This window comes from Streptococcus parasanguinis (assembly GCF_015557775.1).
GTDB lineage: Bacteria > Bacillota > Bacilli > Lactobacillales > Streptococcaceae > Streptococcus > Streptococcus parasanguinis_AA.
Genome location: NZ_JADNOY010000005.1, coordinates 152367 through 176994, shown reverse-complemented (window position 1 = coordinate 176994; position 24628 = coordinate 152367). Strand labels below are relative to the sequence as shown.

Annotated in this window: 24 protein-coding genes; 20 read left to right on the top strand and 4 right to left on the bottom strand. The window is 32.9% G+C overall.

Annotated elements, in window-relative coordinates; all coding sequences use genetic code 11:
• Window positions 1-50: 50 nt before the first annotated feature.
• The 7 genes from I2F76_RS07975 to msr(D) all read left to right on the top strand — a co-directional run bounded on the left by I2F76_RS07975 (window position 51) and on the right by msr(D) (window position 8946).
• Window positions 51-818: an alpha/beta hydrolase gene (locus tag I2F76_RS07975; RefSeq protein ID WP_021153217.1), complete on the top strand. Its 768-nt coding sequence runs from the start codon at window positions 51-53 to the stop codon at window positions 816-818.
• Between the two features lie 105 nt (window positions 819-923).
• Window positions 924-1907 (top strand): acetylxylan esterase, encoded by a 984-nt coding sequence (locus I2F76_RS07970; protein WP_070465913.1) that lies wholly within the window; start codon window positions 924-926, stop codon window positions 1905-1907.
• Window positions 1908-2317: 410 nt separating this feature from the next.
• Complete coding sequence (locus I2F76_RS07965) at window positions 2318-3340, top strand: hypothetical protein (RefSeq protein ID WP_036757376.1); 1023 nt, start codon at window positions 2318-2320, stop codon at window positions 3338-3340.
• Window positions 3327-4817: an LA2681 family HEPN domain-containing protein gene (locus I2F76_RS07960; protein WP_009664121.1), complete on the top strand. Its 1491-nt coding sequence runs from the start codon at window positions 3327-3329 to the stop codon at window positions 4815-4817. The genes I2F76_RS07965 and I2F76_RS07960 overlap by 14 nt, the downstream gene beginning before the upstream one ends.
• A 772-nt stretch (window positions 4818-5589) precedes the next feature.
• Window positions 5590-5760, top strand: coding sequence for a hypothetical protein (locus tag I2F76_RS07955; RefSeq protein WP_000873143.1), 171 nt, complete (start codon window positions 5590-5592; stop codon window positions 5758-5760).
• A 385-nt stretch (window positions 5761-6145) separates the two neighbouring features.
• Window positions 6146-7363 carry a macrolide efflux MFS transporter Mef(A) gene (gene mef(A) / locus I2F76_RS07950; RefSeq protein ID WP_000417519.1) on the top strand — a complete coding sequence of 406 codons (1218 nt, stop codon included), beginning with the start codon at window positions 6146-6148 and terminating at the stop codon, window positions 7361-7363.
• 119 nt (window positions 7364-7482) lie between these two features.
• Window positions 7483-8946, top strand: a complete 1464-nt coding sequence (gene msr(D) / locus I2F76_RS07945; protein WP_000420313.1) for an ABC-F type ribosomal protection protein Msr(D) — start codon at window positions 7483-7485, stop codon at window positions 8944-8946.
• A gap of 117 nt (window positions 8947-9063) precedes the next feature.
• Here the strand turns inward: msr(D) and I2F76_RS07940 are convergent, their stop codons facing one another.
• The 4 genes from I2F76_RS07940 to I2F76_RS07925 are packed head-to-tail and all read right to left on the bottom strand — an operon-like array spanning window position 9064 to window position 10308.
• Window positions 9064-9363 carry a DUF5960 family protein gene (locus I2F76_RS07940; RefSeq protein WP_001072467.1) on the bottom strand — a complete coding sequence of 100 codons (300 nt, stop codon included), beginning with the start codon at window positions 9361-9363 and terminating at the stop codon, window positions 9064-9066.
• Window positions 9350-9718 carry a hypothetical protein gene (locus I2F76_RS07935; RefSeq protein ID WP_000567222.1) on the bottom strand — a complete coding sequence of 123 codons (369 nt, stop codon included), beginning with the start codon at window positions 9716-9718 and terminating at the stop codon, window positions 9350-9352. The genes I2F76_RS07940 and I2F76_RS07935 overlap by 14 nt, the downstream gene beginning before the upstream one ends.
• A 12-nt stretch (window positions 9719-9730) precedes the next feature.
• The gene (locus I2F76_RS07930; protein WP_000806926.1) at window positions 9731-10066 is read right to left on the bottom strand and encodes a hypothetical protein; all 336 of its coding nucleotides are present in this window, start codon (window positions 10064-10066) and stop codon (window positions 9731-9733) included.
• Window positions 10063-10308 carry a hypothetical protein gene (locus tag I2F76_RS07925; protein ID WP_001813542.1) on the bottom strand — a complete coding sequence of 82 codons (246 nt, stop codon included), beginning with the start codon at window positions 10306-10308 and terminating at the stop codon, window positions 10063-10065. Before I2F76_RS07925 ends, I2F76_RS07930 begins: the two co-directional genes overlap by 4 nt.
• Window positions 10309-10702: 394 nt before the next feature.
• On the opposite strand from I2F76_RS07925, the gene I2F76_RS07920 reads away from it, so the two are divergent.
• From I2F76_RS07920 to I2F76_RS07860, 13 genes are all read left to right on the top strand, one after another.
• A complete protein-coding gene (locus tag I2F76_RS07920; RefSeq protein WP_009664199.1) occupies window positions 10703-11320 on the top strand; it encodes a TetR/AcrR family transcriptional regulator in 618 nt (205 codons plus the stop codon).
• 109 nt (window positions 11321-11429) lie between these two features.
• Window positions 11430-12140 (top strand): ABC transporter ATP-binding protein, encoded by a 711-nt coding sequence (locus I2F76_RS07915; RefSeq protein ID WP_009664098.1) that lies wholly within the window; start codon window positions 11430-11432, stop codon window positions 12138-12140.
• Complete coding sequence (locus I2F76_RS07910) at window positions 12133-13692, top strand: hypothetical protein (RefSeq protein WP_009664211.1); 1560 nt, start codon at window positions 12133-12135, stop codon at window positions 13690-13692. The genes I2F76_RS07915 and I2F76_RS07910 overlap by 8 nt, the downstream gene beginning before the upstream one ends.
• Window positions 13693-13710: 18 nt before the next feature.
• On the top strand, window positions 13711-13932 hold the full coding sequence (locus tag I2F76_RS07905; protein WP_009664127.1) for a DUF1648 domain-containing protein: 222 nt from the start codon (window positions 13711-13713) through the stop codon (window positions 13930-13932).
• A complete protein-coding gene (locus I2F76_RS07900) occupies window positions 13929-14258 on the top strand; it encodes a GntR family transcriptional regulator (RefSeq protein WP_035620602.1) in 330 nt (109 codons plus the stop codon). Before I2F76_RS07905 ends, I2F76_RS07900 begins: the two co-directional genes overlap by 4 nt.
• Before the next feature lie 170 nt (window positions 14259-14428).
• Entirely contained in the window at window positions 14429-15058 is a 630-nt protein-coding gene (locus tag I2F76_RS07895; RefSeq protein ID WP_009664054.1) for a TetR/AcrR family transcriptional regulator, read from the top strand.
• A gap of 277 nt (window positions 15059-15335) precedes the next feature.
• A complete protein-coding gene (locus I2F76_RS07890; protein WP_009664163.1) occupies window positions 15336-16076 on the top strand; it encodes an ABC transporter permease in 741 nt (246 codons plus the stop codon).
• A gap of 135 nt (window positions 16077-16211) precedes the next feature.
• A complete protein-coding gene (locus tag I2F76_RS07885) occupies window positions 16212-16925 on the top strand; it encodes an ABC transporter ATP-binding protein (RefSeq protein ID WP_009664206.1) in 714 nt (237 codons plus the stop codon).
• A gap of 26 nt (window positions 16926-16951) precedes the next feature.
• Complete coding sequence (locus tag I2F76_RS07880) at window positions 16952-18634, top strand: ABC transporter ATP-binding protein (protein ID WP_046165602.1); 1683 nt, start codon at window positions 16952-16954, stop codon at window positions 18632-18634.
• A 488-nt stretch (window positions 18635-19122) separates the two neighbouring features.
• Window positions 19123-20382 (top strand): site-specific integrase, encoded by a 1260-nt coding sequence (locus I2F76_RS07875; RefSeq protein ID WP_037600646.1) that lies wholly within the window; start codon window positions 19123-19125, stop codon window positions 20380-20382.
• Between the two features lie 12 nt (window positions 20383-20394).
• Complete coding sequence (locus tag I2F76_RS07870; RefSeq protein ID WP_037600649.1) at window positions 20395-22248, top strand: hypothetical protein; 1854 nt, start codon at window positions 20395-20397, stop codon at window positions 22246-22248.
• Window positions 22245-23921 (top strand): hypothetical protein, encoded by a 1677-nt coding sequence (locus I2F76_RS07865; protein WP_046165600.1) that lies wholly within the window; start codon window positions 22245-22247, stop codon window positions 23919-23921. Before I2F76_RS07870 ends, I2F76_RS07865 begins: the two co-directional genes overlap by 4 nt.
• The gene (locus tag I2F76_RS07860; protein ID WP_037603289.1) at window positions 23899-24624 is read left to right on the top strand and encodes a hypothetical protein; all 726 of its coding nucleotides are present in this window, start codon (window positions 23899-23901) and stop codon (window positions 24622-24624) included. Before I2F76_RS07865 ends, I2F76_RS07860 begins: the two co-directional genes overlap by 23 nt.
• Window positions 24625-24628 lie beyond the last annotated feature (4 nt).

The following is a 24628-nucleotide window of genomic DNA, read 5'->3' as shown; positions in this document are numbered from 1 at the left end:
CCTGGAACACACTGTTCTGGGTTCTTTTAGAAACTACTACTAGAGGAAAGATGTTAAAAAAACTATTTCAACAAGTCATTCGTTTCTTTACAAGATTGTTTTCTTCGCACAGAAAGCCCTTTGAATTTCCTAAAGGATCGAAGAAACCACCCATCAGACCGATTATCTTTGTACCTGGGAGTTCAGCCAGTATCCAGCGATTCAACGGAACCATCCGCATGCTCCATCGCTTTTCTAGAAAAAAGCAAAGTCTCTTAAAAATAAAGGTCAATAAAGATGATTCTATAGAGATGGAAGGAAGACTAAATACAAAAGAGCCAAACCCTATGATTGTGATTGGCTTTGAGAATAATCGAGATGGCTACAGCAATATCAAGCAGCAAATCGAATCCCTTAAAATTGCTTTAACCTATCTTCTTGATCACTATCATTTTACTGAGTTTAAGGCAGTGGGTCACTCTAATGGTGGACTGGTTTTGACTGGTTTATTGGAAAGTGGCTTTTTAGAGAAAAAGAAGGTGACCGTGAGCAAGCTGGTTATTATTGGTAGTCCTTACCAATTCAATCAAGAAATGTATGACGATTTTCAAAAATGGAAGCATCGATTAGATAAAGAAGTAGAGGTCCTTAACTTTGTCGGTAGCTTTGCTGGGAAATCAGATGGCATCGTTCCTCTCTCTAGTGCCCAAGCAGCAAAATCTATTTTTGACAATCAAACCTATACAGAAGTGAATTTAAATGGTCGTAAGGCTCATCATTCAGCTTTACCCACTAATCCAGATCTAGTAAAACAATTAAGTCTGTTTTTGAATCTATAATTAAATTACATAATTTCGGTTATGTAATTTTTATTTGTCTCTTGCAATCCTTAGGTAAATATGGTACATTTTTGGTAGCGATTACACATGCTTAAGGAGGATTTTATGAAAGATCCCAAATTATTAGAAACAATGAAAGATTACAAGGGACGGGATGAGGTTCCTGCAGATTTTGATGCTTTTTGGAATCAAGCCCTAGCAAAGATTACTGAACTGCCAGAATACAAGCTCGAAGAACGAGATTTCAGCATTCCAAATGTGATTTGTTATGAATTAACCTTTAAAGGAACCAGAAATGGCCTTGTCTATTCAAGAATGATCCTCCCAAAAACGGATCAAAAGGTTCCCGTTGTTTTCCATTTTCACGGCTATATGGGCCGTTGTTGGGATTGGTCCGACATGCTGGCTTATACAGTAGCTGGCTATGGTGTTGTATCTATGGACGTAAGAGGGCAATCAGGCTATTCAACGGACGGAGATCGCTCACCACTTGGGAATACGGTAAAAGGACAGATTATCCGTGGAGCCGTGGAAGGTCCGGATGAGCTCTTTTATAAAGATATCTACTTAGACCTTTACCAGTTAATTGAAATTGTAGCCAACCTTCCTCAAGTAGATGACAGCAAACTTGCCAGCTACGGAGCCTCTCAAGGTGGTGCCCTGGCCCTGATTGCTGCTGGATTAAATCCCCGAATCCAACGAACAGTCGCCATTTATCCATTCTTATCGGATTTCAGACGGGTATTAGAGATCGGAAATACCAGTGAGGCCTATGACGAGCTTTTCCGTTATTTCAAGTTCCATGATCCATTCCATGAAACGGAAGATCGTTTGATGCAGACTTTGGCCTATATTGATGTGAAAAATTTTGCCCATCGTATCAAAGGACAGGTTCACATGATTACAGGTCTAGATGATGATGTCTGTTATCCTGAAACGCAGTTTGCCATTTATAATCGATTAGAAGGTCCAAAAGAGCATTTAATCATGCCAGAATATGCCCACGAAGCTATGAATGTTCAAGTCAATGATCGAGTCTATAATTGGCTCTGTGGTAGCAAGATTCCATTTCGATATGTAGAAAAATAAGTTAGAAAAGAAAAACAATCAGTAAATCCATGAGATTTGCTGATTGTTTTGTGTTTAAAAGGGATCTAGTATAGAAAGGAAAACTAAAAGTTTATGTACAATTGACCAAACAAGACCTAAACCATTGATACAACTAAATTAGAAGCATAAAGTACATTCTTTAAAAAGTGTACTTTATTTTTATTTTGTACATTATTTTGGAATGGTATTTTGTATGTTTGCTAGTGCATAATATCAGCTAATCGAAGAAATTGATTTGTACATTTTTTTACTCTAGTAACGGTAGAAGAAGTGGTGGTTCAATTGTACATTTTATTTAAAATATTTATAGTTATAAGATTAGTATTTGAAGCATAAATAAAGTAGATACAGTGGTATAATAGTGTCAAAAGACTTTCAGGAGAAATGACATGAGATCGCACACAGTTATTCTAGGTGCTGGTGCTACTATTGCAGCAATTCCAGATGGTGATAAAAACGGCAAAAGTTCTTCAGTTATGAATGGATTGCTAAAAAAACTAAATTTAGAAGAAATTCTTGCTGGTGTTGAATTACAGACAAAGAGCGAAAATTTAGAAGATATCTATTCAGAATTATTTGAGAGAGAAGAGTGCTCCGAAATAGTTAAAAAACTAGAAGAAAGACTCTATGATTATTTTGCTTCGTTGGAGTTACCTGATGAACCAACAATTTATGATCTTTTAATATTAAGTTTAACTAATAAAGATTGCATAGCTACGTTTAATTGGGACCCTTTACTTATACAAGCTTATGTTCGCTGTTCAAAAATTACTCTGAACCTGCCACAAATTCTTTGTTTACATGGGAATGTAGCTGTCGGTTTTTGTGAAGAACATACTGAGTTTGGAACAGTAGATTACTATTGCCCAACATGTTATAAAAAATTAAATCCAACAAAATTATTGTATCCCGTAAAAAACAAAGACTATTCTTCCGATGGATACATAAATTGGTGTTGGAAAGCATTAGATTACTTTGTCGATCATTCATATATGTTAACTATTTTTGGATACAGTGCTCCTAAGAGCGATGTAGATGCTGTTAATTTAATGAAAAAAGCATGGGGAAATATTGAAGACCGACCACTTGAAGAAGTTTCCGTAATAGATATTATAGACGAAGAGACTATGCTAAATACATGGAAAGACTTTATTCATAGCCATCATTATAGGTATTCAAATTCATTTTTTGATTCTTACTTAGCAAAATTTCCAAGAAGAACTTGTGAAACCGTATTTGCAACATTTTCATTAAATGTTCCTTCTGATGGTAGTAGAGGATTTAAAGAGAATTTTAATTGGGACATGATAAAAGAGTTTTTATCTGATATGTTAGTTGAAGAACAGGAAAATAAAGGAAAATCAAATTTAAAATCGAGATATTTAGTTTGGGGTGAAGATGTTAACAAATAATCCAATTAATCATAGTGTACTTAAATTGTCAATGGATTTCGATAATGCTTTTAAACATAAAAATATAGAGGAAATCTATAGACTAATAGAATTTGGAAAAAATATGGAAAACACTATTGATGATATTTCCAAAATTCAATTATTTTATTCTATTGGGACAGCATACGCTGATATATTTGAACTAAGTGATAACTTAGTTTTCAACATAGATACCGATTTTACAGTTCAACAAATTTATTACTTAAGAAAAGCTATAGAAATTTCAAATAACGTTGATATAAATTCTGAGAACAGTAGGTTTGTTTTCCCATTATTATGTTCACTTTACACTAATTACGCAAATTTATTAGATGCTTGTGGTAGAAAGCAGTTAGCTATTAAGATGTATTGTAAATGTATACAAATCAATCCAAGATTCACAATGGCTAGTGGTAACTTGGCTATTTGTCTAGATCATTATCGTAATTTTTTGAATGATAACGAACACCTCCACTTTATTAAAAAAATTAAAAATTTAATAGAAACAAGCATAACTGTTTCAGATCCAAACAGAGTTGATTATGCAGAAAAGCGATTTATTGAACTTTACGAACAATATCTTAATTATAAAGACTTAGATGAATGCTCTTGTAAAACCATCGATTATAATCCTAATTCACAAAAGTATCGCGAATGGTGTTGGAATAACGGACTGTATCTTAATCCACTTAATGACTTACAAGCTGACGATATAAATAGATATGATGATAATCTTTTACTACCAAGTTTATTATTTCAATCGGATAAAGATTTAAACAAATATATTTCTATGTTTAATCAAATTAAGCAAGAATATGTTTATGCGCGTTATCTCTGTTTTAATAGCATTGAAATTGATTCGGTTCATTATGCTGATGAGAATGTTTATCTTATTGATTGTCTAGACTATGTACAATACTCTATCCGAGTTGAAGGATTAAAAGCATCTTTTAAAACACTATATTCATTATTAGATAAAGTAGCTATGTTTATAAATGAATATTATTCTTTAAAAATTAAAACTCGACAAGTAAATTTCCATTCAATTTGGAGATCAAATAGTGATTTAAATAAAATGTTGGATAAGAATATTGGTCTGTCATCTATATTTTGGATAGAGAAAGATTTTGATAATGGTGATAATTCTTTAACAGCTAATCCAAACTCAAAGCGATTGAAAATTATTAGAAATTATTTAGAGCACAGATTTACTAATATAACATTGAATATTTTTAATGGAAGTGAAGATAATGAAGATAATAATGAAACCAGACTGTATCTAACTGAATTTGAACTTCAAGAGTTTGCATTAGATTTATTAAATCTTGTAAGAGAAGTTATTTTTTCACTCAAAAATGCCATTCAAATAAGTGAAAATGAAAAACAATCTACTATAAGCAGTGAAGTTGCTTTAATTCCGATAAATTATGAAGAAGTAGATTCGGAAGATAAATTATAGCATTGAACATACAATTTATAGTCGTTATAAAAAGCAATAGCCTAAATTCATTTAACTAATCGACTTAACTAGATCTAAACCATTGATAAAACTGAATTAGAAGGATAAAGTACACTCATTAAGCAGTGTACTTTATTTTTGTTTTGTACATTATTTGTTGATTGCTTAATCAATACTACATCGCTATCAGGCAATTCAGTCTCCATTTAGTCCTCTAAAACCCATGTTGAGGCGGTAAGTTTGCTAGTCAAGGAGTAAAACGACGAAGATTAGCATTTACTTCCGCCCATGCGATAGCTGTCCGTGATTGACAAGTGCTAGCACGCAGACAGAACGGAGATAGCGAACCGCTGAGTGTGTCGCTCTGCTCGTAAAAGCTTAGAAACCTTTGAACGAAAGGGATAATGAAAGCCTTGATTGCAAGGCTTTTTGCTTTATGGTGGGTAAGTATCAGAGTGAGAAAATTTTTGGAATGAGTAGAAGTGATAGCTAGAAATTATCAGTTTCTATTTCCATTTACCCTGTGGGTACGTGTTTGTTTCCATTGACAAGGAGTTTGTGGGAATAGAAATGTACCCACCTTGTTTGAATCAAGTGAAGTGTAGTTGAAGGAAATCTGTTGAAAGCAATACTTCATTTTACCGAATAAGTAATAATTTAGGCAACTTCAAATCGATTAAAAAAAACTATTTTAAAGGTTAAGAGTAGACAAAAATTGTCCACTCTTTTTTGCAAACTCAATTTATCAATAAATGAAATGAGGGAATGTAAAATGAAATATTTTGAGGTTGAGTTAGAAAATCCTGATGAATTTTTAAAACTACAAACAGAAGATTTTGTGAAAGCTAATCGCTTGCTACTAAGGAAGATAATCCAGAGCGTTACAGTCTATGAAGAAAACTTCGTCATATCCTTTAAATCTGGCATCGAATTGGAAGTATGAGTCTCATTCCATAACTTTTATATTGAACATATCATCTTGTTGTGTTATACTATAAATTGATATAAACAAAGATGTAGGAGGAACCGAAACTATGACAGCCTCAATGCGTTTAAGATAAGCTGGCAATAAAAAAAGCAGAATCTATACCCGATGATAGGCTTTTTTGTTGTGCTTATTTATACGATATTGAGCATTCATTAGTTACGGTGAGGATATTGGTTATTTAACTATACCTTTATTTAACTATGTCTTTAATATGAATGTTTCCAAATTGTATGTATGCAGACCAAAAGCCACATTGTGGGGTTTGGCCTGCATTTTTTATTGCCTAGAATGCTATTCAAAATAGAAATTCAAGCAAAATAATATGCAGGAGATAATATAAATGGAAAAATACAACAATTGGAAACGAAAATTTTATGCAATATGGGCAGGGCAAGCAGTATCATTAATCACTAGTGCCATCCTGCAAATGGCGATTATTTTTTACCTTACAGAAAAAACAGGATCTGCGATGGTCTTGTCTATGGCTTCATTAGTAGGTTTTTTACCCTATGCGATTTTGGGACCTGCCATTGGTGTGCTAGTGGATCGTCATGATAGGAAGAAGATAATGATTGGTGCCGATTTAATTATCGCAGCAGCTGGTGCAGTGCTTGCTATTGTTGCATTCTGTATGGAGCTACCTGTCTGGATGATTATGATAGTATTGTTTATCCGTAGCATTGGAACAGCTTTTCATACCCCAGCACTCAATGCGGTTACACCACTTTTAGTACCAGAAGAACAGCTAACGAAATGCGCAGGCTATAGTCAGTCTTTGCAGTCTATAAGCTATATTGTTAGTCCGGCAGTTGCAGCACTCTTATACTCCGTTTGGGATTTAAATGCTATTATTGCCATCGACGTATTGGGTGCTGTGATTGCATCTATTACGGTAGCAATTGTACGTATACCTAAGCTGGGTAATCAAGTGCAAAGTTTAGAACCAAATTTCATAAGGGAGATGAAAGAAGGAGTTGTGGTTCTGAGACAAAACAAAGGATTGTTTGCCTTATTACTCTTAGGAACACTATATACTTTTGTTTATATGCCAATCAATGCACTATTTCCTTTAATAAGCATGGAACACTTTAATGGAACGCCTGTGCATATTTCTATTACGGAAATTTCCTTTGCATTTGGGATGCTAGCAGGAGGCTTATTATTAGGAAGATTAGGGGGCTTCGAAAAGCATGTATTACTAATAACAAGTTCATTTTTTATAATGGGGACCAGTTTAGCCGTTTCGGGAATACTTCCTCCAAATGGATTTGTAATATTCGTAGTTTGCTGTGCAATAATGGGGCTTTCGGTGCCATTTTATAGCGGTGTGCAAACAGCTCTTTTTCAGGAGAAAATTAAGCCTGAATATTTAGGACGTGTATTTTCTTTGATCGGAAGTATCATGTCACTTGCTATGCCAATTGGGTTAATTCTTTCTGGATTCTTTGCTGATAAAATCGGTGTAAATCATTGGTTTTTACTATCAGGTATTTTAATTATTGGCATTGCTATAGTTTGCCAAATGATAACTGAGGTTAGAAAATTAGATTTAAAATAAACAATATTGGAGGAATATTTATGTATCTTATTTTCATGTAACTCTTCCTGCTAAAATCGCAGGGTTTTCCCTGCATACAAGCAAATGAAAGCATGCGATTATAGACAGGAGGAAATGTTATGGAATTAATATTAAAAGCAAAAGACATTCGTGTGGAATTCAAAGGACGCGATGTTTTAGATATAAATGAATTAGAAGTATATGATTATGACCGTATTGGTTTAGTAGGAGCAAATGGTGCTGGAAAAAGCACTTTACTCAGGGTACTTTTAGGAGAATTAACTCCCCCAGGATGTAAAATGAATCGTCTGGGTGAACTTGCCTATATTCCCCAGTTGGACGAAGTAACTCTGCAGGAGGAAAAAGATTTTGCACTTGTAGGCAAGCTAGGTGTTGAGCAATTAAATATACAGACTATGAGCGGTGGTGAAGAAACAAGGCTTAAAATAGCACAGGCCTTATCGGCACAGGTTCATGGTATTTTAGCGGATGAACCTACGAGCCATTTAGACCGTGAAGGAATTGATTTTCTAATAGGACAGCTAAAATATTTTACAGGTGCACTGTTAGTTATTAGCCATGACCGCTATTTTCTTGATGAAATAGTAGATAAAATATGGGAACTGAAAGATGGCAAAATCACTGAGTATTGGGGAAACTATTCTGATTATCTTCGTCAGAAAGAGGAAGAACGTAAGAGCCAAGCTGCAGAATACGAACAATTTATTGCGGAACGTGCCCGATTGGAAAGGGCTGCGGAGGAAAAGCGAAAACAGGCTCGTAAAATAGAACAGAAGGCAAAAGGTTCTTCAAAGAAAAAAAGTACTGAAGACGGAGGGCGTTTAGCTCATCAAAAATCAATAGGAAGTAAGGAAAAAAAGATGTATAATGCTGCTAAAACCCTAGAGCACAGGATTGCGGCCTTAGGAAAAGTAGAAGCTCCGGAAGGCATTCGCAGAATTCGTTTCAGGCAAAGTAAAGCATTGGAGCTCCATAATCCATACCCTATAGTCGGTGCAGAAATTAATAAAGTATTTGGGGATAAGGCTCTGTTTGAAAATGCATCTTTTCAAATTCCGTTAGGAGCAAAAGTGGCGTTAACTGGTGGTAATGGAATCGGAAAAACAACTTTAATCCAAATGATCTTAAACCATGAAGAAGGAATTTCTATTTCGCCTAAGGCAAAAATAGGTTACTTTGCACAGAATGGTTACAAGTACAACAGTAATCAGAATGTTATGGAGTTTATGCAGAAGGATTGTGACTACAATATATCAGAAATTCGTTCAGTGCTAGCATCTATGGGGTTCAAACAGAACGATATTGGAAAAAGTTTATCTGTTTTAAGCGGTGGAGAAATTATAAAATTGTTGCTTGCTAAAATGCTCATGGGTAGATATAACATCCTAATAATGGATGAACCCAGTAACTTCCTTGACATACCAAGTTTAGAGGCTTTGGAAATACTAATGAAGGAGTACACCGGAACTATCGTGTTTATCACCCACGATAAACGATTACTCGAAAATGTAGCAGATGTAGTTTATGAAATTAGAGATAAGAAAATAAATCTGAAACATTAAATTTAAGGTAGTCGCTGGTCAGTATAGTCTGTTCTGGTTGGCGACTCCATTGTTAAAGAGTATAAAGACTTTAGATTTTATGAATATTAAAAATAGGAACAGTCAATTGAACTGCTCCTATTTTTCTGCTAAATATATTGTAGTTTTCTTATATGTATAATGATAGATTAGCGGATTCTCATCTACGGTACTTACTTCAAATATGAAGAAGTGATCGCGGTTATCTCTGGACTTTTCCTTATTGAGGACAAAGTAATTCTTACGTGAAGTCGCCATTGTTTTTAGGATATCATCAGTTAGGAAGGTCAATGGAATATTCATGTTAGAGTAGCGGTAGAAGTCACGTTCAAAATCTTGGTAGCTCTCGCTATAATAGTCCATTTGTAGGTGATTACGCTGAAACTCAAGCTGATTCATAGAGCACCTCCTCGACAAGTTCAATACTAATAATGTCTTTTAATTTCAAATTGATGTGACCTGTTGTAGTTTTTATCAAAATGAAATCTTTGGTCAGACTTGGTATTGTTCCAGTGTAGGAAACACGCTTGTTTTTTTCAATCACTTGAATGCGTGTGCGTAGCTGCCCGGCGTATACTTGACTGAGGAGTAATAATTTCTTCTCTAGTGATAAGTCAGACATGTACGTTACTTTGTTTGTATCATCAGAGAGTGCTGATGCATGTTCAGATAGGAAAAAGCCCATCCATTTTTGCATCTTTGTATCCTGGTACTCTCTTGCTGATTGAAATGGTAAATATGAACGGTCAATCATATCAAATCCTTTCTATGCAGAGGCAAGGGTATTTTTATCAAATTGAATCGTAAAACCTTGAATTCCCCCACCTGTGTAACATTCTTTAAAGCGATTGATTACCTCAGTATAGATTATCACAGATGAGCTTGTTGGCTTAATGCTAAATGTAAATTCCAATGGTAATCGGTTTTCAGATTTAGCATGTACTAGTCGTATCGATATTTCAGTTGTTTTGAGTTTTCTCTGACGAAGTTTTGAAGTTGCTGTTTCAACGATTCCATGTAAAAATCTTTCAAGCATTTCAATATCATTACATCCTTTGCTACGGATTTCTGAAAATTGTACTGTATTTTTTTCTTGTTTCATTTTAATCCCTCCAATCCACCCGCGGAATGACCACCGATAAGTTTACTGCGTTCAATATTTCTGGAACCTTCAGTTAGGACGGTTCCTTTTTGTATGGCTAAAAAACCAAACTGTTCTCTGACAACATCAATAGCTGTCTGAAGTCTATTATCTTTTTCAATTTGTTCTACATCATCAAAGAGTGATAGTAGAGTATAGCTTTCATCTACGAAGCCACTATAAGATACACCAATTTGTCTCACTGCACCAGAGGTGTATTTTTTCGGAATAATACAAGTACATGACTCACCATTGTTTTGGGGAGATTTGCGGGTTCAATTTTATTCTGAGCATTTATAGATTTTTTCATCTCAGTCCTAGAATAGCCAATATGAATAGAAACGACAGTAGTCAATACTAGGGCTACTGTTCCGTTCCACAGTATCATTTAAAAATCATTTTCACACCCTTTCGTCTATTAGTATAGAAGAAAGCTCTCAGCACACGTTGAGGCAGTATCACTGCTTGTACGAGCTTAGAAAAAAATGTTGACGAAAAAGCCTTGGTGTCAAGGATTTTTTGCTATCCTCAAAAAGATAATTTTATAATTGACAATTTGTCAGTAGAGCAGTATAATTTATAATCAGGAGGAATAAAATGCGAGATGTAAAAGATCCGGAAATTCGACGGGCTGAGATTATGGATGCTTCTATGCTCCTCTTTATGGAGAAAGGATATGCGAACACAACAACTCAGGATATAGTCGATAAGGTAAATATATCACGAGGTTTGTTATACTATCACTTTAAGAACAAAGAAGATATTCTATATTGTCTTGTGGAACGATATTCAGAGAAATTATTGAGAGATATTCATGTGATTGTCAATGATGACGACAAAACTGCTATTGAAAAAATAAGAGCCTTTATAGATGCCACAATAATCTCTACAGATAACGTTTCAGCGGAGGGAACTGAGTTACAAAAGACGGTTGATCTTAAAGAAAATCGTTATATGTTAGATAAGTTATCCCATAAGCTCATTGAAAAACTGACTATATATTTTGAGAGGATAATAAATCAAGGCATCTCAGAAAAAGTATTTTCTGTAAAATATCCATCTGAAACAGCAGAATTTCTTATGACAGCCTATGTTTTTGTTTCAAATAACATAGGTATAAAAACATCAAAGAAAGAACCTGTCAAAGATTACTTGAATGCATTTAAGATAATGCTGGAACAAAACCTAAATACAAAAGGACTCTTTAGCAATTAAAAAAAGATAGAATGTTTGTAAAGAGAACTATGTACCGATAGCTGAATCAAAACAAGCTATCGGTATTATTTCAAAATATGACTGACAAATTGTCAATAGAGGTGAAAATATGTTAGAGATAAAGAATTTTAGTAAAAGTTATGGGGATAAGAAGGTTGTGGATAACCTATCTATTTCAGTACAGCCTGGAGATATTTATGGTTTTATTGGAGCAAATGGTGCGGGAAAAACGACAACGATAAAGGCAGTTGTCGGTATCCATGATTTTGAAGACGGAAGTATAATTATCAACGGTCATTCTATTAAAGAAGAACCTGTTATTTGTAAAAAAATGATGGCGTATATCCCAGATAATCCAGATTTGTATGAACATATGACAGGACTTCAATATATTAATTTCATTGCTGACCTGTTTGAAATTCCTACAAAAATACGCAGGGAGAGAATCCAAAATTACGGTGATTTATTTGATATGACTGAGCATCTTTCGGGGATAATTTCTTCATATTCACATGGTATGAAGCAACGAACAGCCATTATTTCTGCACTTGTACATTCTCCCAAACTATTGATTTTAGATGAACCTTTTGTTGGGCTAGATCCCAAAGCAACTTTCCTACTAAAGAAAATTATGCATGAGTGTGTTTCAGATGGAGGTGCTATTTTCTTTTCAACCCATGTATTGGATGTTGCGGAAAAATTATGTAATAAGATTGCCATTATCAAAAATGGAAAGTTAGTTGCAAGTGGTAATACAGGAGATATCAAAGGTAATGAATCATTGGAAGCATTTTTCATGGAGGTGCAGGGCAATGAGTAACATTTGGATACTAATTAGAGCACAATTGATAAATTTTTTTCCCATTAACCAGATTAGAGAGACGGGAAATAAAAAACAAAGTTCAATGGCTATTGCGAGTTTTGGCATAGTAACTCTTGCCTTATTTTGCTTTTTTTATAATATCCTAACAGCTAAAACATTGGTACAAGTTGGACAACAAAACTTGATTCCGGCATATATGGTCTCTGTCTCAAGTTTTTCGATATTATTTTTGACAGTTTTTTATTCGAATGGCATTTTATTTGGCAGTCGAGATATGGAAATTCTCCAATCCTTACCTGTTAAAAGTTCGTATATTATCACCAGCAAGTTCATGTTTATGTACTTATTGAATTTTTTAATAGGCTTGATGTTTATGCTTCCGGGTGGAATTGTATGGGGCTTGAACGGAAGTTTAAACCTCCTACAGATTATATTGTATTTTACTTCTATATTTTTTGCCCCTTTGATCCCCATGTGTATAGCGGCATGCATGGGACTCGTTATTGTTGTCGCTTCATCTTTTTTTAAAAGAAAAAATGTTATCTCTCTTATTTTTTCATTTGCGATGCTAGGTATAATTGGATATTTTGCATTATCAGCTTTGCAATCAGGTGATGAAAGTAGTATTGGGGTTACTCTGGCTAAGCAAATTACTGGACTGTATCCAATTTCTAGACTATTTATGTCATACTACAATTTTCCAATGTACTATGGGATGGGATTTTATATAGTTCTTTCAATAGTCGTCTTTTATCTATTTGTCAAAATTGCTTCGTTGAAGTATGGACTACTTAATACACTTGCCAATACAAAATCAAGTTATGCTAATGACAAAGTATCTTATGAAAGAAAATCGGTATTTTTTGCCTTGTATCAAAAAGAGCTTGGACGATTTTTAAGTTCTTATATGGCAGTCTTGAATGCTGGGCTTGGAGTGATTCTTTTATGTGTCTTTAGTATATGTTTCCTGTTTAATTCTGTAGGTCAAATAGGAAATTCTGCAGGAATTGAAAATATAAATGAGTATCTTTCAAACTTAGCTCCCGTCTTTATTGCATCTATGCTTTCACTCAGTTGTCCAGCAGCTTCATCTATATCTTTAGAAGGTAAAAATATTTGGATTTTGAAAAGTTCTCCGGTTGAGATAAAAATGATTTTAAATGCTAAGATAGCTGTCAACCTTACACTTCATTTGATTGGATATATGATTTCTGTATCAGTATTTATGCTGAAACTTGATATGAATCCTATTCAAGTTATGAATCTAGTTATTGTTCCTATATGTTACTCCCTTTTTATAACGGTAATCGGAATTTCATTAAATAAAAAATATCCTAACTATGATTGGGACAGTGAGATGATAGTCGTCAAACAAAGTCTACCTGTTATTGTGACTGGAATTATTGGTATGATTGTACTTATTACGCCTATTTTTCTTAATTGGGTGTTAAATATTCCGATTACATTTGTTTTGCAGGTAGTATCAGTAGTTTTATTGGTTATTACAATGGGTGTTTATATAACAATGAGCAAGTCGAATTTTATCTAGTTAAAGGAGGAAAATAAGATGAAAAACAGACTGACAAAAGATATTTTGGTGTTGCTAGGGATGACAGTCATAATAGTTGTTATTTGTAGTTTTCTCCCAGAGGAAGTTCCTATCCATTTCAATGCAAAAGGTGTTGCAGATATGTTTGCAAATAAATATTATCTTCTACTGGCTACAGTAATTCCATACTCTGCATATTGGAAGATTGTTAGGGGGAAGGAAAATAAAAAGATTAAATGAAACCCCATCTATATTTACAGATTGCATCAAAATTAAGAACAACTATTTTAAGAGGTGATTATGTGCTTGGACAAAAAATTCCTTCGATAAGGAGTTTAGCAGAAAATGAGAAGTGTAATCCAGCAACAATCCAAAAAGCAATGAAAGTTCTCGAAGAACAGAATTTGGTTATTAGCTGTGGAACATTAGGATATTTTGTCATAGCAAGCGAGCAAGAAATAAAGGAGTTAAGATATCAAGAATCGAACAAGCTAGTGAAAATTTTGTTTGAAAATCTAGGTGAGCTAGGATTTTCGGAAGATGAGATTGTCAATTTATTTTTTTGAAAAGATGCTTAGATGAAGTTGAATGGAAATTTATTAGGATTATTTTTGAAAGTATATAAAAGCCTTGATTATAAGGCTTTTTTTGCATTTTCCAATAAAGAACTTGACATTATTAGTTACTTCCACTACAATAGAATTACATACCATCGGTATGATAGAAAGGAACAAAAATGGCAAGGAATAGAAACTCACATGAAACTAGAAAAAAAATACTAGAGGTCTCTAAAAATCTATTTTTAGAAAAAGGATTTGATAATACATCAATACAAGATATCATAGATGGATTAGGTGGATTAACAAAAGGTGTTATCTATCATCATTTTGAGTCTAAATATGATATACTGCAAACAATCATTAGCGAAAATAATCAAGAAATTTTAAATTATAATTGGAGAGGAAATACTGGATTAGAAAAGATACAAAATTCTTTGATGGACTCTTTCTCTAATTTTGAACACCAAAGGCTCGTTTACTCTGCCTCAATCATGCTAAGAAGTCCACGCTTATTGGGAGAGCAGTATCTAGGTCTATTTTCTGATTTTTTACCCGAAATTAGAGAAAAGGTTTACGAAGGAGTTGAAGATGGGTCTATTAAAACAGAATATCCAGAAGAGCTAGCAGATTTAATTGTTTTATCTCTAAATATTTGGATTGGTTTTCAAATTTCCGTTTTTTCATTAGTAGAATTAAAGCGTAAAATGAATTTCATTAAACTTACTTTTGAAGGTCTAGGGGTACAGTTAATTTCTGATGAAATGATGGAGGTGATTTTCAACTTATTTGATCGCTTAAAAAAATAGTAAATAAGTAGTCGCATGACATTCATGTTAATACTAATTTCTATTTATGTGTTATCAATTCAATAAATTATCTTACATAATTTATAGTTAAAAAATAACATACTTTAAGTGTGTTATTAAAAATCTATTATACATACCGAGGGTATGTTTGTTTTTAGTATATACATACCGATAGTATGTATGGTGCCATTGTCTGTAAAATAAGCTTATTTTTAAATATTTGTCGAGATTAGTCTGAATAGTTTATTCTTTATTTACGCTTTGGAGGAAATAATCTATGTTGTCGCTTATTAAAATTGAATTAAATAAAGTTTCTAAATCTAAATTATTTTTAGCCTGGTTGTGTACTATATTTATAGTGTTAGGTATTACAGCAATCATTATTATGGGTTTAGGTACTGACAATAAACTAGGAGAATTTACTGGACAGGATTCTAATGTTATTAGAATTACTGGTAAATGGGAAGGTTGGGCAATTGTAGCTTCATTGTTTTCATCTTTATTTACAAAAGCAGCATTTTTGATTTTCGAATCTTATTTATTATCTACGATTATTATTGATGAATTTAAACGAAGAACAATTTTTCAGTTGTTTTCTTACCCTATTTCTAAAATAAAGTTACTTTGGGGAAAAATTCTTTCAGTCATTCTAATAGCATTTATTGCCCATTTTTCTGCACATTTAGTGACTCAATTATTCATTAGATTCATGGCTGTTGTAACTGAATCTAGTTATATCCCTCTAGCTAGTCAATTAATTAACTTGGCTGGAATAACGTTTGCAACAGTACTAATAGGGTTACTACCATTTGTTTTAGGTATGATTAAACATTCAACAGCTATAACAATGCTTTCAGGACTTGGTTTAGCAGCATTACTTTCAAATGTAAGTCCAGGAAGTTTATCTAATAATATTGCTGATAACTTATTCTTTTTGATATTTGCAAGTTTCATAAGTTTAATGATTACTTCATTTTCAATTTTTAATATTTCAAGACAAGATATTAGTATCAAGTAGCATACCTAAGTTTAATTGAAGGAAAGTGATAATTCCTTAATGATTTCTATAAAAAAAGAGACTGTATAAATTAGTATTTATGCTCTGGGAGAAAAATTCTTGCATTTAAAACTGGATATAGAAAGAGAGATAGAAATGAGAAATATTGTTGAAATAAAAGAAGTTTTTAAAACAATTGATAAAGAAGAAATTTTAAGTGGTATCAACCTTCAAATTGCTGAAGGAGAAATCTATGGTTTTCTAGGACCGAATGGTGCTGGAAAAACAACGTTAATGAAATGTATGTTATCCTTATCAACAATTACATCAGGTAGTATTGAAATTTTTGGGAAAAATCTACAAGAACACAGAGAAGAAATCCTAAGTCAGATTGGAAGTATTATTGAATCACCAATTTTTTATGATAACTGCACTGCAAAAGAAATTTTGGAAATTCACGCTCAGTATATGGGGAAAACTATTACTGAATCAGATATAATAAGAGCCTTAAGAATGGTCGGATTAAAAAATACGACTAAAAAAGTAAAAGATTTTTCGTTAGGAATGAGGCAAAGGCTTGGTTTAGCTCGTGCCTTTCTAACAAAACCTAAATTGTTAATTTTAGATGAGCCAATCAATGGTTTAGATCCAATAGGAATTCAAGAAATTCGAAATCTTTTGTTGTCGCTTTCTAAGGAGCATGGAATTACAATACTAATATCGAGTCATATATTATCGGAAATTTCACAGATAGCAGATAAAATTGGTTTTATCAAAAATGGAAAAATTGTAGAACAGGTCTCTATGAAAGAGATTAGGAGAGAGAATATTGACTTAGAAGAATATTTTATGTCACATTTTCTAAATTAAATTAAGAATTATGAGGTAGATTAAGGATGAAACAATTGATAAAGAACCATCAGAAGGCTTTTTATGCTTTCATGATATTTAATATACTGGTCCCTTTAACTAATATTGCTTTTGCTTATTCTATTAAAGGTATTATTGATAGTGGCATGTCTCAAAATAAAGAAGCCTTAACTCAAGCGGTACTAGTAGGAGCTATTGTTATTCTCATATATGCAGGGCTCAACTTTATATCTCTTCGATTGAAAAATAAACTTGTTAGGCAAATCATGTCAAGATACAAAAATAAGGTGTTCCAATCTATTTTAGATAGGGATTATAGAGACTTTTCTAAAGAAAAATCAGGGAAATTTATTTCTGTATTAACCGAAAATATGAAGAAAATTGAGCAAGATTATCTACACCAGTATTTTAATATTTCAAAAAACCTTTCCTTAATGATTTTTTCGCTCCTAGCTATGTTTATAGGTAATTGGTATTTGACCTTATTGGTTATCATTGCTAGCATTATTCCAATGATGATTTCTGGATTCATTGGACAAAAATCAGCTTATCTTCAAAAGAGTGCCATGATTGCAGATCAGAAGTATTTAGCTAAGGTTAAAGATATTTTAGCAGGATTTCTTGTTATTAAAAGTTTTAATGTGAAAGATGCTATCTGTGAGGATTATAGTTATGAAAGTGAAAAATTGGATGAGATATATTTTATAAAAGGAAAATTTGATGTTTTAGCAAATGTTATTTCACAGCTTTCAGGGATGATTGTTTTTTTGGTAGCTTTTGGTGGAGGGATGTACCTCGTATTTAATGGTTCTACCACAATTGGGAGTGTGACAGCTATTGTTCAACTAGTCAATTTTGTAGTAATGCCACTAAATGAAATTGGTATGGGAATGAGTAAATTTCGTGAAGGGCAAGCAACACTTAATGCATTTGAGGTAAAAGATGTAATTGGACTTCAGACTGGTGAAACGAAAGAATATTTCGATGATGTCATTTCTTTTTCAAATATAGACTTTTCTTACCCTAATGCTGAAGAAAAAATTTTTAATCATTTATCTTTGAAGATTCAAAAAGGGGAAAAAATTGCAATTGTAGGAATGTCAGGGAGTGGAAAATCAACTTTGCTCAATCTATTGCTGCGTTTTTATGATGTAACAAGTGGACATATTTCAATTGATAATCAAGATATACAAGCTATTTCAGCAGAGAGTCTTTATAACTTGATGACGATTGTTCAGCAAGATATTTATATCTTTGATGATACTTTAAGAGCAAATATTACTCTTAATCAATCCTTCACTGATGAGGAAATAAAGAAAGCTGTACAGCAGTCAGGTTTAGAAAGTTATGTTTTAGAAAATGAATTAGGTCTACAAGCTTTATGTGGAGAGAATGGATCAAATTTATCTGGCGGACAAAAACAAAGAGTTAGTATTGCGCGCGCCTTGATTCGAAAAACACCAATCTTATTATTGGATGAGGCTACTTCATCTTTGGATAATCAAGTAACTACTGAAATTGAAAGTTCAATCTTGGATATTAAAAATTTGACTGCACTTGTAGTAACCCACAAGTTGAATGAGAACATTTTGAAAAAATACGATAGAATTCTCTTTATGAAAGATGGCGTTATTGTTGAAGATGGTTCTTTCAGTGATTTGATGGATAGGAGAGGTGAGTTTTATAAGTTGTTTGAGTTGAGTGTGTAATTCTCTTTCATTTTATAGTATAATTTTATAAAACGCTCTAAAATCATTAAATTGATATAAAAGTGTTTTTTATTGTCAAAATATACAATTGAAAAAATTTCCAGTTTTTTTAAAATCACTTTCTTAGATGACAATTTAATCAAAATATGATATAATACAGAAAAAGTAAAAATAACAAAAGTAACTTACAGAAGTAAAAGAAAAAAAGTAAATAGATAGCCACGGCGGATATTCCTTTCATCGTTTAGAAGGAGTTGCTGTGGTTATCGTTGTTGCTGAGCTAATAAATTGCTCTTATTACTTAGATGAAGTTACTTTTATTATTGAATTAATTTAAATAATAATAACGATCAATGAAAGTACTCATCGATATTCCCTTTATGCAGTTTAGAGCACAAAGGAAAATGGTACTGATTTGATCGTTTTTTTGTGTATTGACATCATAAAACACAGTCAGAACCTTCAGTCATAATAAACAAGGAGATAACATGAGATTTGTTGTATATAAACATTCGCTAATTCTAGGTGATAATAATATCGTTACAAAGCAATTGATTGCACTCAAACATGATGATGGTACATTACAATTCACTGATTTTCATAGATATGTAAAATCTGCCACAAAGATTAAATCTATTTCAGACGATGGAAACAAACGATTTTCATACGTTGTTAAGTTTTTGAATTTTATCTACGGAACAGTTGGGGTTAACAATCTTGATCAACTAACTTTAGAAATGGTCAAGGAGTTTTTTATGCTTTATGGTTTAGGACAACTTCCAGAAGATAGAAAAAATAGAAAGAAAAGTACAGTCGAAAAATGTGTAAATGCAGTTCTTGATTTTTTAACTCTATACTTGAATGAACGAAAAGGAAAGGCTAATTTGAAGCCAGAAGACCTTTATTCTATCAATACATTCACTAATAGACGAGGTAGAGTCATTAAACGGAAAGAACTGAATTTTGAGATATTTGTTGATGATAGCAACGCACAGAAGTCAATTTTTAGAGATATGCCAAACAGCGCCTTTGAAATGCTCTTTGCTCACATTGCTCAATATCACAAGGATTTACTTATGGTTGTTGCTTTGGGAGCATTTGTTGGTTTGAGACCATCAGAAGCATGTAATGTAAGACGTGAAGATAGTCCTTTGGGAGCAGGTATCTTATTTCACCAAAGTGATAATCAAGTATTTAAGATTGAGATTGATCTGCGAAAAGAAATGCCCCTTAGAAGTGATTTAAAGCCAACTGGACGAATTAAAAAGGAAAGACTTCAAGCTGTACCTTATATCTTCTTGGAGGTCTTTTTAGACACTTATAATGACTATATGAGTTATCTAGAGGGTAAAAGGTATGAGAAAGATTTTGGTCCATTAAACCTTAACAAGCAGGGTAAAGCATTATCATACGATGTGTACTATCAACGATTTCGTAAGATTATTCGCGAAGAAATGATCCCAATATTTCTTAAATCTGATGACCCAGAGGTTGTCTTTTTTGGTCAACTCTTGCAAGAAAATAATATTTCACCCCATATCTTTAGGCACTGGTACACCACTCAATTAGTGTTGTCAGGCGTTAATGAAGTTAGTGAGCTGATGTCCGCTAGAGGGGACAATTCACCAGAAAGTGCTTGGGTATATTTACAAAATAAAGGAGAAATTGCAAAACAGTATGGTCAGGTGAACAATGGTGTTTTTGATTATATGAACTGGCAAGCAGAAAAATTATTTGGTGAACACTAGAAGGAGTAGCTGTTGGTAGTAGATTTAAAAAGTTATCTTGAAAGAATATTAGTCGAGTTAGGTGATGCTACAATAAAACACCGTGAGAAAGTCAGTGGATTTTTACTAGACAATGATTGGTTTGGTGTGTCTATAAATCTTGATGATTATACTATTACGGAAAAAGATGCTGAAGTTCTTAAAAATCACATCAAAGACTATCTAACAACACCTCCTGGAATTAAGAGTATGGAAGGAATCTTTTCAAAAAAATTCCCTTCTACAAATGAATTATTCGTTCAATTTGCTGAAGAAGAAAAACTGAGTGAAACAAATCGTTTCTATCTACTTGATTTTTTAGCATACTACTTAACAAAAGATTTGTTTCTATATAGTGATGCTGAAGTGGAGACCTTAGTAGAAGTAGCAACAAAAGTTCTCACAAAATATCTAGGTGATAATCTCATTCAATTTATTAAATGGCTACTCAATAAAGGTGTTACTCGTTATCGAGTGAGTTTTGAAATGACGAAGCGTTACACGATTGAGAGTGCAAATGGAGCGTATGAATTAGATGAATACCTTGAATTAATGTACTACCTATTCAACGAGGACTACATCATAAAAAATGATATGTTTTGTAAAGCAGCAAATTCAAAAAACTATGCAGATACATGGTTGTATCTAGGGTTACATTTTATTTGCGCACTAAGATCAACAGACTTGGAAAGATTAGGACATCCTAAATTAACAAGAGAACCATTAGAAGTTTTAGAAGCAGTAGTAGATGGAACTTGGAGTAGTAGTGAAGCTAGAAGGACTTTACTAAGTATTACAACAAGATTGACTTATTTAAACTTAACACCTAATAAAACAAAAAACGCTTCTAACGTTACTCAGCTAAAGTTTCACGTCCCAGAAAGTTGTCAGGTTCTTATTGGAACGTTATTGGCTATCTGTGAAGCACATTTTCAACTTCAAATACCATACAATGCAGAAAACCCATTAATCAGACGAATTAAAACTTATGAAAAGATTACTAGTTATATGGGGGAGGAAATCGGAAATTTATTTTTAGAGCGTAACTTTAGTAGTCGTTCTGCAAACAAGTCTTACTTACAATCTGTCGCAATGTTAGCAGATGACGTTCTTGAAGAAAAGTCAGAACTGAATATTAAAGGTTATTTTTTAGCAGCATTAGCTCGTAGCCATAAAGGTAATTTTAATGAATTTGCGCAAACTACAACAACGTATCTAAAAGATGCCCAACTTGGACAACTAAAACCTGAAATGGTTGCAAAAGAACTATTTGAGCGAGGCGTATTATCCATGATTCCGTCTATGCTCTTGACCATTGTAACTAGAGGAAAGTATAAAGAATTAAGTCCAAGCCAACAAACTCAAATGATTAAAAGTTTAGATCTAACACCAGTAGAAATTGAGAAAACGTTAGAATTGAGCATTAGGGCTGATTTGCGTTCTCAACAAGCTTTAAAAACTCTAGTTGAAAACAACGTTGAACCTGAACAATTACTGACAATCTGTCATCGAATTGGCAACGGAGAGGCTTTCTCTAAGCAGGGAGAAAGTATGTGTCTCTTATCTGCGTTAGGGAAACTATGCCCCTATGATGACCGTCAACATTGTGTAGGTTGCCAGTATGAATTGCAGACAAAATCTACTTTGCTTTTGTTAATCGGTGAGTTTAATCGGCTTAACAAGCAATACTCTAAACTAACAAATGACCTTGAGAGAGGTAAAGTTAGAGCAATTTTAGAAAAACAGATTAAACCATGCCTTACAGAAATGTTAGGAGCTTTATCAGAACAATATGGTGAAGCTGTATTGTCTGATTATGAGGATATTATTAAGGAGTTAGTCAGTTGAATAATCAATCAAAATTATTTCGTAAAGTAAATGAAATTATCCTGTTTGATGATAATATGATTGAAAGCGCAAAAGAATGTTTTCAAGATTATGTTGAAAAAGGGATTATATTAACCACCAATTTTGAAGAGAATAAATGGGTTACAACTAATGAATATTCTAATGTAAGCTTCGTTTTTAACTTGAATAAATTCCGATATAAAAGATTTTATGAACAAGTATTTCAATTATCTTTTGATGATTTTCTTACCTACTTAAAGAGTTTTTTAGTGCTATCTATGGAGCATCATGTTTTGATTTCACTTCAAACATTTTTAAGAGACATAAAGCGCTTGATCAAAGAAACAAGCTGGGATATAGATTTCAATGTGGAACATATTAAGATTTACAATCCCTCAATATGTATAGACTTTCTTTCTACACTACCATGTTTAGAGGATAATGAATTAACCCAATTGATTGAACAACTAGATGAACTTTTAACTGTTAGTTATCAACTGAACACTAAAAAACAACGAAAGTTAGCTCAATTTCAATCCTATTTTCTATTTAATGATATTTTAAACGACTATTGGGTTAAACCATTATCAGATGAAGAAAGATTGTTTTACTACCCTCTTTACTTATGGTGGCAAATAACAGCAGTAGTACCACTTAGACCAAGGGAATTTTTACTTACTCAAAGAAATTGTCTTACAGAAAAAGACGGAAAGTATTACTTAACTCTCAGACGAAATAACTTAAAAGGAAAAGACAAGGGAGTATCCCATAAAATTTCAGAGGATTATTATTTAACGACTTACGAAGTACCATTTAAGCTTGCGAGTGAGATTATAAATTATCTAGAACTAACCAAAGATTTATCATCTACACAGTTAGATACCCTTTTTGTGACAGACTCACATTATCGTAAATGGAAACGTGTTACAGGTACTAAAAATCGCTTTTTGACTTATAGTAACTTAAATACCATTTTAAAATATTTCTTTAATGAGGTCGTATCTCAACAGTATGGATATTTTGTCCATCATATCAACTTCCCAAATAAATTGGATGAACATGAGATTAATTTTATTCATATTGGAGATACTAGACACATTGCAATGATCAATCTGATAGCAGAAGGGGCTAGTCCTGTAACAGCAATGCTCTTAGCTGGACATGATAGTGTCACAACATCCTCACATTATTTTTCAAATCTGAGCCAGTTTATTGAATGTAGGAGCTATCAGCTTTATCGTAAATTAACAAACTCTCAAACGTCTTACGCTATAAGTAAGACTCAACATAAATACACCGTTAATAAAAACTATGTTTCTCTTGATAATAAGGGCAGATGTTATTCACCTCGATTTGCAGAAGGTGATTATTCAGACTGCCTTAAAGTCATTAGCTCACATGCAGAGCTTGGTGCTTGCACTAGTTGTCCATTTTACAGAAAAGCTGGAAAAGATTATTTTTCTATGGATAAATCCTTTAAGAAATCAATTGATGAGGAGGCTTTAATTGTAGATGAGGCTATAAAAAGAGTTCGACGAGGAAAGGGAAATATAGAAGATATTGGTGAGGCGTTATTAAAACTTAAAACCGTTAGTCATTCTTATCAAGAATATCTAACTGAAAAACAATTATCTTTGCAGGAGTTCTCAAATGGCGAGAAAGAAGTATATTGATAATCAAGAATTGCTATCGTTATTTGAACATTATTTACTGGAACATTGTTCGAATAATCCTAGACTATTCAAAATTCCACAGTTTGGAAATTACCTCAGAAGCAACGGATTTCCTCAAGTTGCAGACACAACGATTAGAAGAAACAAAGAATTTAGACAAGCCCTTAATGATAAATTGGAACTATTTGAGGACGACACCTATCAAACAGTTATAACGTATAAAACTCTAGATGTAGAACGTTTCTTAATGACCAATAGAACCCCTAAAGCAATCAAATCAGCATTGATGGAACTTAACAATTATTATAAAAGAGTTGTTGATGCAGCAATAGAATATAAGGAAGAAGCAAATAAGCTTAAAACAAGAGTTTCAGAGTTAAAAAATGAGGTAGCACAGCTTAATGAAAACAATACTGAGATTAAAGAGCAGACAGCGTTAAATAAAGAATTATTAGAAGAAAACAAAAAGTTAAGGAATCTTCTTAAAACTAGTTTGTATCCTGATATTGCAAATGAATTATTAAAAGAAGAAGGCTTATTAAAATCTGATCAGCAACTTGTAACTAAGAAGTATCTAAGTGAAAATATTATCACCTCAGACTCGAAAATATCTTTTGAAAAGCATACTCATACTGAAAAGCAAACAATCAAAAGTAAGATTTTTGAAATTAAAGACTTACTGGATAACAAGACTAAGTATTAGGAGG

Bases quoted from the DNA above. Each gene is read 5' to 3' on its own strand.
- I2F76_RS07940 (WP_001072467.1), bottom strand. From the start codon at position 9,363: ATGAATCAGCTTGAGTTTCAGCGTAATCACCTACAAATGGACTATTAT.
- I2F76_RS07905 (WP_009664127.1), top strand. From the start codon at position 13,711: ATGAAAAACAGACTGACAAAAGATATTTTGGTGTTGCTAGGGATGACA.
- I2F76_RS07875 (WP_037600646.1), top strand. From the start codon at position 19,123: ATGAGATTTGTTGTATATAAACATTCGCTAATTCTAGGTGATAATAAT.
- I2F76_RS07885 (WP_009664206.1), top strand. From the start codon at position 16,212: ATGAGAAATATTGTTGAAATAAAAGAAGTTTTTAAAACAATTGATAAA.
- I2F76_RS07975 (WP_021153217.1), top strand. From the start codon at position 51: ATGTTAAAAAAACTATTTCAACAAGTCATTCGTTTCTTTACAAGATTG.
- I2F76_RS07860 (WP_037603289.1), top strand. From the start codon at position 23,899: ATGGCGAGAAAGAAGTATATTGATAATCAAGAATTGCTATCGTTATTT.
- I2F76_RS07935 (WP_000567222.1), bottom strand. From the start codon at position 9,718: ATGATTGACCGTTCATATTTACCATTTCAATCAGCAAGAGAGTACCAG.
- I2F76_RS07970 (WP_070465913.1), top strand. From the start codon at position 924: ATGAAAGATCCCAAATTATTAGAAACAATGAAAGATTACAAGGGACGG.
- I2F76_RS07960 (WP_009664121.1), top strand. From the start codon at position 3,327: ATGTTAACAAATAATCCAATTAATCATAGTGTACTTAAATTGTCAATG.
- I2F76_RS07895 (WP_009664054.1), top strand. From the start codon at position 14,429: ATGGCAAGGAATAGAAACTCACATGAAACTAGAAAAAAAATACTAGAG.
- I2F76_RS07915 (WP_009664098.1), top strand. From the start codon at position 11,430: ATGTTAGAGATAAAGAATTTTAGTAAAAGTTATGGGGATAAGAAGGTT.
- I2F76_RS07955 (WP_000873143.1), top strand. From the start codon at position 5,590: ATGAAATATTTTGAGGTTGAGTTAGAAAATCCTGATGAATTTTTAAAA.
- I2F76_RS07890 (WP_009664163.1), top strand. From the start codon at position 15,336: ATGTTGTCGCTTATTAAAATTGAATTAAATAAAGTTTCTAAATCTAAA.
- I2F76_RS07930 (WP_000806926.1), bottom strand. From the start codon at position 10,066: ATGAAACAAGAAAAAAATACAGTACAATTTTCAGAAATCCGTAGCAAA.
- I2F76_RS07910 (WP_009664211.1), top strand. From the start codon at position 12,133: ATGAGTAACATTTGGATACTAATTAGAGCACAATTGATAAATTTTTTT.
- I2F76_RS07965 (WP_036757376.1), top strand. From the start codon at position 2,318: ATGAGATCGCACACAGTTATTCTAGGTGCTGGTGCTACTATTGCAGCA.
- I2F76_RS07900 (WP_035620602.1), top strand. From the start codon at position 13,929: ATGAAACCCCATCTATATTTACAGATTGCATCAAAATTAAGAACAACT.
- I2F76_RS07920 (WP_009664199.1), top strand. From the start codon at position 10,703: ATGCGAGATGTAAAAGATCCGGAAATTCGACGGGCTGAGATTATGGAT.
- I2F76_RS07880 (WP_046165602.1), top strand. From the start codon at position 16,952: ATGAAACAATTGATAAAGAACCATCAGAAGGCTTTTTATGCTTTCATG.